This window comes from Agarivorans sp. JK6 (assembly GCF_045277145.1).
Lineage (GTDB): Bacteria > Pseudomonadota > Gammaproteobacteria > Enterobacterales > Celerinatantimonadaceae > Agarivorans > Agarivorans albus.
In genome coordinates, this window is record NZ_CP113525.1 from 2,090,200 (window position 1) to 2,101,961 (window position 11,762).

The window sequence follows — 11,762 nt, forward strand, 5'->3', positions numbered from 1 at the left end:
TAAGCCCTTCTGGCACGAGTGCAGTTAGTAGTGCTCTTGGTTAGCAATGCCAGATAAATTGTAACAATTGGTACCCAACTTGATGATAATTCACTAATTAGAGGTAGATTCGTAGACTTCCTTAGTGTTTATCTTTAAGCTTCTAATAAGTGGTTAATGTTTTGTTACAGGGCTGTACGAACATTAGATTTAACAACTACTCCGATATCGCAAGGAAAGGCGGCCTACGTAAAACCAACATGATTAATTATTTTTTGCGCTGTTTAGGCAAAACTCAACTCGCTTTGGCCTTGGTTTTGTTTTCTGTTTGTACTCTCTCTGTTGCTCAAGCTGAGAGCTTAAGTGCGTTGCACGTAAATGGTCTAGAAGATGGTGTAAGGCTGGGTGAGCATTTTCAGGTATGGCACGATTTAGAAGGCAAGGCTGATCTGGCTGATGCTATCGCTGCTTATCGTTTAGATAAGTTCTCTAGATTACCGAGTAAAGGTTCCACAGGTTTACAGCCAGGAGCTTTTTGGAGTGTTTTCTATCTGCACAATGATAGCGATAAGCCGATTACTCTAAATTTAGAATACGTTGACCACCAACTCATCTACTTAAATGCTTATCAACGTAATACCAATGATCCCAGTTTTCTAGAAATTGCCGATCTCGCTTTAAATAATTCTTTTTCAGAGCGCTTAGTCAGTCACCAAAGATTTGTAGTGCCAGTAGAGTTAGCAGCAGGAGAAACCCATCAGTTTTACTTTCGCTTTGGCTCTGACGAAAAGGGTTTTGTATTCCCAGATTTAAGGATTTGGCAGCCAGACAAAATGCACTATGTGCAGAGTATCGAGCTAGGCAGTATCGCCTTTCTGGTAGGCGGTCTGGCCTTAATGTCGATTATTTCCTTGGTGACCGGAATCGCCACCAATGATAAAACCTATTACGCGTACTTTGTCTATGCGGCGACCAAATTGGCGACATGGCCAACCATATTGGGCTTTACGCATATGTTCTTCATTCGTGAAGACTTCCATTGGAGTTACATGTCCTTAACTGGGGCAATGTCGATAATGACTGGTGTTATTTTTGCCCGCATATTCCTGCAAACAAAAGTGAATACGCCTCGTTTAGATTATGTTTTACGCTTTATGATCTTAAACGCGGCTTTACTCGCTGTAGCAGCTCTAACCAGAGAAACCGTATTCTCGGTGGTGCTTATTACCATTGCTTTATTGCTATACCCGATGTTAGCGATAGCCAGTTTGATACGTTGGTACCAAGGCTCTAGAGAATCCGCTGTTTACACCTTAGGTTGGACAGTATTAATAGTCGGGCTATTTAGCCAAGCTTTGCGTGATTTAGGCCTTGTTGAACATACCTTTGTTACTTACTACTGGCCGGTTGTAGCCTCATACAGTGAAATGATGGTGATCATGATTGCTATGGGGATTCACCTGTTTAGATTGCGCCGTCTAAAAGAGCAGGCCGAACTGCGCTATCGCAGCCAACTTGAGCGCGCTAAACAAGAATTAGAAATATTGGTGTCTGAGCGTACTCATGCACTTGAAGTTGCTAAGTCTGAGGCAGAGCGTGAAGCTCGCACCGATCCACTAACAGGCATAAACAATCGACGTAGCTTTATGGCGAAGGCCGAGGCGATGTTTGATAGTTGCCGTAACCGTTCACATCCTATGACCATGTTGATGTTCGATATTGACCACTTTAAGAAAATTAACGATAACCATGGCCATGCTGCTGGTGATAAGGCTTTGAAGAAGTTTGCCAGTACCTTAGAAAGTGAAATTCGTGATGGTGATGTATTAGGGCGTTTAGGCGGGGAAGAATTTGGCTTAGCCTTATATGCTGATTTAGATACTGCAAAACATACCGCAGAGCGTTTACGTTCTGCAGTTGAACGGATTTATGTGAATACCGGTGTGGTACAAATACGTTTTACCACCAGCATTGGTATTGCGTTAATGCAATCAGAAGAAAATATAGAGCAGCTGATGAGTTTAGCCGACCACGCTTTATACGAAGCTAAAGACAGCGGACGTAATAAAGCCGTCGTGGCAAACGTAGCTTAATCTGGAAAATGAGGATACTGAGCTATTTCATCAATATCTTTGTACCATTCAGCTTTCTCGTTGGTAAAAATATGGTCTTGCGGTTTTAAACTAGGGCAATTGTTTAGGCCGCCAGCCGGCACAATTACCCACTGCTTAGTACTCGATAAATAGGGCACTGCACTACCACACTGCTTACAAAAAGCGTTAGTTATACTGCGCTTAGGAACATCGTATCTAGCGACCAGGTTTTCACCAGCCAGCCACTTAAAAAATTCCGGCCTAATAAATAAATTTGAGACATGTGCGCTACCGGACATTTTCTTACACTGATCACAATGACAGAGGTGAAATTGCTGAAACTTGTCTTCGGCTTCAAACTGCACAGCTTCACATAGGCAACTTCCGTTGATGTTACTCATTTTTCAAGTCCTCCTAGGTTTTATTTCTATCAAACATCCATACTTTTATATCATATTGGTATAACCAGTTTAATCTTTAAACAAGGCCTTGTTATGAAAATGCTAAACTGTCTAGCAGGGTGTTCATGTGGCGATACAGCTTGCCTTTACAAAAAACAGCCTTAAAGCAGTATTTTATTGATGTTTGTGATATTCCTATTAGCAATATAATCTTACCAAAGCTAATTTATTGTTATTAACAAGTAATTAGCAACTATTGCTGGTTAAGAGCTAAGCCTTAAGCGTTATCTCGCTTTTGGTTATAAGGCAAAGGATTTGCCGCTTTCAAACAAGGACATATTTTGAATCAATTCACTTTTCCTGCACTCGCTTGCACCTTATCTGTATGCCTTATGGCAGGTTGTAGCCAATCACTCGAGCAACCTAACTCCGCCTACGATTTAGCCGTTAAGCAGGCTGCATTTCCTCAACCTGAAGATGTTAGCACTAATTTGTTTGCTGTAAATGCTAACAACGAACTACTGCAATGGAATGAACAAGGCGACAAACTGCTGGTACTCACTTGGAAAAGCCAGGGTGCCATCGACAAATTTATTTTGCCAAATACCCACAGTTCTACCAATCCAAATTATCCCATATGGGTGAGCCTCGCTCCGCAACTTCAGCAGTTCTGCAGTCAGTACCTGTCTGATAATGAAACCGTTTCGCAAAGCGAGCTTGAGCTGCGTTTAAAGCAATACCTAGGTTTAGACCCAAGCTGGAATTACGATTCTTTTGTAGAACTGTATGTTGCGCCAGAAGATCTGTTTAGGCCTTGTGTTGACCCTGAAATTGACGACCAGAGTTGTAAGTTGGATGCCAGCCACATAGCCGATGAGGTGAAGGGGATTAACGATTATCCAGGCTTCTATCAAGCTTTATACTTCAAGAGCTTTCGAGAGTCTGCAGGTGTTCCATGGACAGGCTTAGGTTACACCTACGATTGGGGAAACCTTCAATCCAAACAAGGTGCTAGTGAATACATTATTGCGCCGGGTGCAGAGTATCAGGTACATGCTGTTATCCCAACGGAGCAGTATTGCCGATGATTATGCCGGAAAAGCTACAAGTTTTAAGTCAGTTTTTAAAAAGTAACCCCGCTTTTTCTGGCTGCCAGAAAGAAGATCTAGCTCGGTTGTTAGCAAACATTACCGTTGTGAAGTTAGCGCCTGGTGAGGTTGTTTGCCGCTCGGGAGAAAACGCGAACAACCTATATTACTTACTAGAAGGTGAGCTACAAACCACCAATAAAGATCAGGTAAAAGGGCCGATTAGCGGATTCTTCGGTGAAGAGTCGGCATTAGGTATGCGCAGTTATATCTACGATATAGAGGTAGTAGAGAGTGCCGAGCTGGTGGTTTTACCCTTGGCGGCGATACTTACTCTAGAAGCCTACAGTAGTTTTAAGCAGTCATTGCTCGACAGCTTCCACTCTCGCCTTGCCGGACAAACGCATATTGAAGTCGACTTAAGCCCTAAACATGACATTGAAGTAGGCTATCGCCAGATCATTGGTTGGTTGTTTGCGATAATCACGCCTTTGATGATTTATTGGGGCTTAATACTTAGCCAGCAACCATTGCACCAAGATGCAATCTACTTTGCGTCAATTCTTGGAATTTGTTCGGTAATGTGGATCTTTCGTTTGCTGCCAGATTATGTGCCCGGGTTATTTGCAGTTTTAAGTGCCGTATTGCTGGGAATTACCACCAGTGAATCGGCGTTTTCCGGCTTCTCGAGCAACAGCTTTTTTATGGCTTTGAGCATACTTGGCCTAAGCGCGGTAATCCGCTCATCGGGTTTAAGTTATCGCATGTTGTTGCATCTACTGTTAATCGGTCCTGCTTCCAAAATTTGGTACAACATCAGCTTTTTTAGTGTTGGCGCATTGCTTACACCGGTTGTACCTACCGTTAATGGTAGGGTAACCATTGTTGCGCCGTTCTTAAAAGATTTGTTGAGTGGGGCGAGTAAAGAAGCGCGTGAGCAAGAGGGACCTAGGTTAAAGGCCAGCCTGCTATTTGGCGCAAGCTTACTGTCGCCAATTTTTGTTAGTAGTAAGTCGGTAAACTTCATCGTATTAGGCATGTTGCCACAGCAAGTTCAGCAGTATTTTCAATGGCTAGATTGGCTACTCGCAGCATTGGTTTGTGGCATGGTGTTGTTAGCGCTTTACGCTGTTTCTTTGTGCTGGGTTTATCGCAATAAACAAAGTCTAAAGCTGCCAAAAACTACAAGCCTGCAACAGCTTAAAACCCTTGGTTCGCTAAACCCTGCCGAGTGGTCGTCAATTCTTGGCTTAATCGTGCTTATATCGGCTCTGCTATTTGCCAATATTCACCGTATCGAAGTTGCTTGGGTTGCCTTAGCCATTCTGTTCTATTTGATGATGTTTGGCTTTTTAGATCCCAACCAGTTTAGAACCAAAATTGATTGGAGCTTTCTTGTATTCTTGGGCTCTCTAATTGGTGTGGTCGACATCATTCATCAAGTAGAGCTAGATACTTGGCTTACTGGGAAAATCTATTGGTTGGCAGCCTACATGCAAGAAAGCCTGGCACTGTTTGTGGTGTTGTTAGCTGTTATCGTGAGTCTTATTCGTTTAATACTGCCTATCAATGCAACGGTGATTATTCTAGCTACTTTACTTATTCCAGCTTCCATAGAAGTGGGTGTGAACCCTTGGGTCATTGGTTTCCTTATATTATTCCTTTCAGAAAGCTTCTTTTGGCCGTTCCAGGCTTCTTATTACATGCAATTTTTAAGCTTAACCACCGGTATTGTGAGTAATGATGAAGCCAAGTTGATGAAAATGAATGTACTGATATACCTGTTTAAACTTGTAGCTGTTTATCTCAGCATTCCCTATTGGCAGAGCATGGGGCTTATATAATGAAAAAGTTATTGTTAAGCGTCATTATGCTGAGCTTTCTCGTTGCCACTATCGGCGTGATAGTCGTGGAGGGAGCTTCAAGGCCAAGAATCCTCATTCTTCATAGCTATGAAACCGACTATGCCTGGACCCGTACAGTTAACCAGGGCATCGACAGAGCCAAGCGCGCGCACATGAATGTTGATATTCGCTATCACTACATGAATACCAAAAATCAGTCTAGCGAAGCCGCTAAAAAACGCGCTGCAACGGTTGCTAAACGGGTAGTCGATAACTACCAACCCAATGTATTACTGGTTATTGATGACGATGCTCAGCGCTTAGTTGCTACCGACTATATTGGCAACGAAGCGATTCAGATTGTGTTTGCCGGGGTAAATGCTGAGCTTGAAGCCTATGGTTATCAGGACGCTAACAATGTAACCGGCATACTCGAACGTAAATCGGTGTCAGCAATTAAAGAAGTATTAAGATTATTGGTAGAAAGCCAGCCTAGACTTGGCAGCTTGAAAGGGAGTGTTGTTTACCTCTCCGATAGTTCAACTTCGGCCAAGCTTGATGCGGGTTACCTAGCAAAGCAAGAGTGGGCGCCACTTGAATACCAAGGGCACCTTGGGGTTAAAACCTTCGAGCAGTGGAAGCAAGCTGTTCTATCACTTAACGGCAAGTACCAATTTTTGCTAGTAGGCGGCTACCGTAAACTGTTTAGTGACGGTAGCGAAAGCTTTGTCTCTGCTGAAGAAGTGGCGCAATGGACCGAAGCAAATTCAACGCTGCCGATTGTTGGTATCAATGCTTTTAACTCTGAAGACGGGGTCATGCTCTCGATTGGAGCTTCCCCCTTTGAGCAGGGAGAGATAGCATTCGAGCGGGCTATTCGCTTAGTGGAAGATCCCGCTAGTTTGTCACAAATGTCGGTGGCTATATCAAAACAATACGTGGTAGCTCTGCGTCATCAAGCACTTGAAGCTCGCGATATCAAAGTGCCAAAAGTATTAGAAGCTTTTGCCCGCGCCACCAATAACTACTTTGAATAAAACCGTTAAGGAAGACTGTTTTGGCTATTAGATGGAATTTACGTAGACGCATACTTGCGCTTGCTTGTTTATGTGTTGTCGCAAGCGCCTTAGTTACTAGTTATGAGCACCTGCAGCGGTGGATAAGCGACAGTGGAACAAATAGTGTAATACTGGCGGTGGTTGGGCCAATGTCGGGTAATGAAGCCGACAAAGGCCTATCAATGGTTCACGGTGCTCAACTTTATGCTGATCTCCATAATAGCCAGCGGCAAGATAACCAAGTAGCCATTGTTGTTCAGCAATACGATGATGCTAATGACAAAAGCAAAGCACAACTAATTGCGAAGCAGTTAGCTGCAACCAACAATGTAGTTGCCGTATTAGGACACCGAGCATCCTCTACCTCGATCAAGGCCGCCAGTATTTACCAACGTGCTGGTTTGCCCATGGTAGGGGGCTCAGCCACCGCAACAGAGATCACCCAGAATAATGACTGGGCTTTTAGGGTTATTCCAGACAACCATTTACAAGGTAAGTTTGTTGCCGACTATGTTGCAAGCTTAGCTAAAGGCAAAGCGGTATTAATCTATAGCCAAGATAAATTTGGCGAGTCGTTAGCGGATTCTTTTCTTAATAGAGCTGAACTGCTAGCGATTCAAACGCTGAGTTTAGGGGTGGATTTAAAAAGAGACATCGCTAAACAAGCCGAGCTAATAAGCCAAAAAATTAGTGAGTTTGGCCACACTGGCGCAGTGTTCTTAGCGGTGCATGATGTAGAAGGTGAAACGCTAGTTAGCCATTTAAAGCAGCAACATCCAAATTGGCTGTTTATTGGCAGTTCTTCTATTGGTAAGCAAAGTTTTCCGGAGCGTTTTAAACATCGAAGCCAAGAGAGAGAAGTGTCTGGTTATTATACTAATGGGGTGTTCGCCGTTAGTCCTATCTTGTTTGATGTAGCTAGTGAATCAACTCAACTGTTTTATCAAAGCTTTCATAAAGGTTTTGGTTATGAGCCTAGTGGTGTTTCGGCTGCATACTATGATGCGGCAACTATCGTATCGGCCGCTATAGATGCAGCAAGCGGTGAAGCTGGCGGGGCCGATGACTTTAGCCAGCTTAATATAGCTAGCCAAAGAGCGGCGATAAAAAACCACTTAACTGGTTTTGATTCACCCAATAATGCTGTTCAGGGTTTAACCCACTCTTTGTATTTTGATTCACAAGGCAACGTATTACGCCCTATGCAAGTGGGCTTGTTTAGTGGCGGGGCTTTTGTTTCCGCGCCGATCCAACTGCAAGATGTTAATGACGAAAACCTTGCGGTGCGCCGAACTGATGTAGTGTATACCGGCATTGAAATGCAAAACATTAGCGAGTTTTCCACCATAGATATGACTTTCAAAGCTAAATTTAAACTTTGGTTTAGAAGCACACCTGGGGTAAAAGCCGAAGACATCGTGTTTTTGAACTCGGTAGGCGATTTGGCCTTGCAAGAACCAATAGAGTCTAATTTTACAAGCCAAAGTACTTACCAGCTTTATCAGGTTGAAGGCACTTTTCTAGCAGATGCCAAACCCGGTAGAGCAGCCTTTGGAGAATACCAACTGGGCGTAAGTTTTAGGCATACTACGCTGCCAAGAAGTGAGCTTATTTATGTATCAGATATTGTTGGGCTCGGCCAAACCAGCCTACATAAAAACCAAGCTAATCAGCATAAGGTTCAATTTGACACCAGCCAGTGGCGCCAAGGCAGCACTTTGTCTTTTCAAGATACCTTACGTAAACGCAGTTTAGGTGATCCCAAGTATTTACATTCAGACAGACAAGCCGTGGAGTTCTCTCGGTTTAACTCTCTAACGCCGGTACAAGAAAATGTATTAAGCCTAAGAGGGCGTATTCCTGCACAGTGGCAGCAGATAATCTTTTATAGCAGTGTATTGGCGTGGTTACTTTACGCATTGGTTTTAGACTTTAAGATACTGGGTCAGCTATCTAGAGCTTATGGCTTAGGGAACAAGCTTTTATACGCCTTGTTTATAGCTTCCGCTGAGCCCTTGTTTTTAGATTGGTTAGCGCAAGCTTATCCTAATACTAATCAGCTGTTTGCTAGCAATTGTTTCGACGTATTGTGGTGGCTACTGTTGGCCTCGACCTTAGCTTTGTTAATTGATGTGTTGCTTTGGGACCCCATAGAAAAGCGCAGTGGCCGCCAAGTTCCACGAATTATGCGCCACTTAACTCGTGGCTTAGCATACATAGGAGCGATATTTGCGATTCTCTCTTTTGTATACCAACGAGAGCTAACCAGCCTGTTAGCAACGTCTGGCTTAGTGGCAATGATCCTGGGCTTAGCTTTGCAATCAAACCTTGTGAATATTTTCTCGGGCATTGCTATTAGCTTGGAGAAGCCGTTTAAGCTTGGAGATTGGATTAGTCTAGGTGGCTATGGCGGGCCAATTGTAGGCGAAGTTATAGACATGAACTGGCGTACAACTAAGGTAAAAACGGCTGACAATACACTCTATTCTATCCCTAACAATACTTTGGCAAATGCCAATTTAAACAATGTGAGTAGCAGTGGGCAGATTGTGACAGGTGGTTTTTCTGCCTCAGTAAATAAACAGTTAGAACCCTTGCAGGTGATCCCCCGGATAGAAGCCGCCCTTATGGCTATTGATGCCGTTAATCGGGTTTATATTGATGTAGCTAGCATAGGTTCTGACAATGTAGATTATCAAATTAAGCTGGTGCATGGGGTAGATGATACCGCCACAACTACCGATTTAGTTTGGCAGGCTATTTGGCGCTTGGATGCTGAAATTAAGCAGGAACTTGAGGTAAAAGAACCAGAGCTGGAAATCCCGTTACTTAATGATGCTTAGTGGCGTTTGTTCCTTTATAGAAGTTTGTTAAGCTGGGGCAAACTCAACGAGGGAACAGCTGATGCAATTACACATTACCAACGGCGATAGCGTGGGAGACATGCTTAAGCAATCAACTATTGTCCAAGGTGAGATACTGTGTTGGCGAGACGTATTGCATGATGGGCCAATTGTGGCTGCAGAAGGGCAAGCTTATCTAAAAGCTCGAGCTAGTTTCATTCATGAAACAATAAGTTTGCCCAGCCCTTTGCCTGTAATGGAGATTACCGAACAGCAGATCTTAGATGATTTTGTTCAGCGCCAAGCTGTTTTAGATAAGCTAAGCCAATATAAAGAGATTGTGTTGTGGTTTGAACACGATCTCTACGATCAACTACAGTTAGCTGAATGTTTATTTCATTTAGCCAAACATCCCGAACTTACCGAGCAATTTCGAATTATTTGTATTGGTGAGCATCCCGAGCTTGATTATTTCCATGGCCTAGGAAACCTTTCGATTAGCCAGCTTGAAGCGCTTTATCCAAACAGACAAACGCTTAGTGTTGAGCAATTAGAATTAGGCAAAAGGGTATGGCAGGCACTTGTAGCCAACACGCCTGAACAACTCAATCATCTACTCCTAGAACCATTATCACCACTACCATTTATGGCGAATGCTTTGCTGCGTTTTGCCCAAGAGTATCCTTGGCTAGATAAGGGGTTAAGTCTTACGCAATTGCACATTCTTGAGTCTTTGGCTAAACCAATGCAAGAGTTACCCATTTTGCAGAGTAATCTTCGTCAGCAAGCTCAATATCAGGGTGAAGAAGAGTTCGTTGCGGATCAGCGTTATCAACAAATTATGGAAGACTCTGAGATAAAACTTGGGCGACTATTTGTGAACTTGCAAACCTTAGAAGATGCGCCTTTTCTTGGGGATGCTTGGTTAAGCAAAGAGCTTTACTGTTTGTCTCATTTAACTCCACCTTGTGTAAAAATTGACAACAAGGATGACAAACAATGGAGTATGGATGCTAGTTATACTATCACCGATACAGGGCTTAAGGCGCTTGAGGGCGCAATGCTTAAAGAGCTTTCTTCTCAGCTAAGTTTTTGGCGAGGTGGAGTTAACATCAGCCAAGATAATTACTGGTGCTGGGACCACAAGCAAGGCCAGATAGTGATGCAGTAATAGCGAGGCAAAGAGCGGCAATAAAAAACCACGCTTAGCGTGGTTTTTAGTTTTATTTACAGTTGCTGTTTAAGCTTTCACCATCAATCGGTTTAGCGTAACCATCAAAACAGCGGGGCAATGGCCAAGAGGGTTTGCTCACAACTAAACCCTGGTTAGGGTCGCAAACTTCTCCTTCGCTAGCTAAGCACCATGAGTTGGGTTCTGGCGTTGCTGCTTTGTTTTGCTGATGACGATATTTAGATACCGCTTGATAAACAACACGTCGGGCTTTGTTTAAGCTGCTTAAGGGTTCCCAGCCTTCTACTGCTCGCCACGGATTCATCGATATATTTTCACAAAACTGCTGTTGCTGCTCGCTATATAAATGCTGCGGAGGAATGTTAATCGTTGCAATGCTAATGAATGGCGAGGCTTGCTCAGACCAAATAGCGGTAGCATCGTCTACCGGCATGTAATAGCCCGGCAGTTTTTCTTGTACCATAAACTCAAAACATGCTCCGCCGTTTGCTAATTGAGTTTCTAATTGATTGCTTAAATAATCAGGATCTGATTTATCTACCTTGCTAGGGAAGGTCATTCCGGCACAAGGTTTAGTAGAAAACTTAATGGTGCTGTTGCCTAAACGGTAGGGCAGCATAGAAAAATACTGTGCTTCAAGGGGCGTATTGATAACCGACGACACGGTTTGAATCGCCCGATAAAACTGCTTGGGGTGCAAACGTGGTGGAAACAAGCTAATAAACCACTTGGTGCGTTGAAATTTAGCCAAGTAAGTCATGTCGTCTGCGTAATCAAAAATGTTACGGTTAAAAAATGCCGGCGTATTGGTCATAATGAAATCTTGGTTATGACTCTCGCCTAGTTCCGGGGCAATGGCTTTACCAGGTACGTTCATTACTTTTACCGCCATTCCCCGCGCGTCGCCTTTACTATCAGCTTGTACTAGCATGTCACCATTGGAGAAACGGATCCAAGCTTTATATTGCTGATTTTCTTGCGCAAACAGCCCAGCTTTAAAACGCTCTGGAATGTCTGGGTTTACCGAGAAAGTAGCACGGGCACAACCGGTTGCTTTGGCATGCGCGTCCCTTCGGTAAGGCAACCCGTTATATTGCTCTGCACGTTTAGATATTTCGCGCGCCGAGTTAATCGCCGACATAATGGCTTCTTGCTCTGGCTTGGTAATGCCCATTTCTTTATATAAGTCGTTAGCATTAGCAGCATTAAAACTTAAACCAAGCAAACAAAGGGCTAAAGGTGATTTAGTAAATAGTTTTTTCAT

The 11,762-nt window shown here is 43.5% G+C and carries 8 protein-coding genes; 6 read left to right on the forward strand and 2 right to left on the reverse strand.

Annotated features, from left to right (window positions below; all coding sequences use genetic code 11):
* Positions 1-239: 239 nt before the first annotated feature.
* The gene (locus OV592_RS09765; RefSeq protein ID WP_406611244.1) at positions 240-2,072 is read left to right on the forward strand and encodes a diguanylate cyclase; all 1,833 of its coding nucleotides are present in this window, start codon (positions 240-242) and stop codon (positions 2,070-2,072) included.
* Here OV592_RS09765 and OV592_RS09770 read toward each other — a convergent pair.
* Positions 2,069-2,473, reverse strand: coding sequence for a GFA family protein (locus tag OV592_RS09770; protein ID WP_406611245.1), 405 nt, complete (start codon positions 2,471-2,473; stop codon positions 2,069-2,071). The two genes, OV592_RS09765 and OV592_RS09770, sit on opposite strands and share 4 nt — an antisense overlap.
* Positions 2,474-2,814: 341 nt before the next feature.
* On the opposite strand from OV592_RS09770, the gene OV592_RS09775 reads away from it, so the two are divergent.
* The 5 genes from OV592_RS09775 to OV592_RS09795 all read left to right on the forward strand — a co-directional run bounded on the left by OV592_RS09775 (position 2,815) and on the right by OV592_RS09795 (position 10,477).
* Entirely contained in the window at positions 2,815-3,561 is a 747-nt protein-coding gene (locus tag OV592_RS09775; RefSeq protein WP_406611246.1) for a hypothetical protein, read from the forward strand.
* Positions 3,558-5,405 carry an SLC13 family permease gene (locus OV592_RS09780; RefSeq protein WP_406611423.1) on the forward strand — a complete coding sequence of 616 codons (1,848 nt, stop codon included), beginning with the start codon at positions 3,558-3,560 and terminating at the stop codon, positions 5,403-5,405. The genes OV592_RS09775 and OV592_RS09780 overlap by 4 nt, the downstream gene beginning before the upstream one ends.
* Positions 5,405-6,442, forward strand: a complete 1,038-nt coding sequence (locus tag OV592_RS09785; RefSeq protein ID WP_406611247.1) for an ABC transporter substrate-binding protein — start codon at positions 5,405-5,407, stop codon at positions 6,440-6,442. Before OV592_RS09780 ends, OV592_RS09785 begins: the two co-directional genes overlap by 1 nt.
* 20 nt (positions 6,443-6,462) lie before the next feature.
* A complete protein-coding gene (locus tag OV592_RS09790; RefSeq protein ID WP_406611248.1) occupies positions 6,463-9,306 on the forward strand; it encodes an ABC transporter substrate-binding protein in 2,844 nt (947 codons plus the stop codon).
* Positions 9,307-9,367: 61 nt separating this feature from the next.
* Positions 9,368-10,477, forward strand: coding sequence for a DUF1835 domain-containing protein (locus OV592_RS09795; RefSeq protein ID WP_406611249.1), 1,110 nt, complete (start codon positions 9,368-9,370; stop codon positions 10,475-10,477).
* A gap of 52 nt (positions 10,478-10,529) precedes the next feature.
* Here the strand turns inward: OV592_RS09795 and OV592_RS09800 are convergent, their stop codons facing one another.
* Positions 10,530-11,762, reverse strand: coding sequence for a catalase family protein (locus OV592_RS09800; RefSeq protein WP_406611250.1), 1,233 nt, complete (start codon positions 11,760-11,762; stop codon positions 10,530-10,532).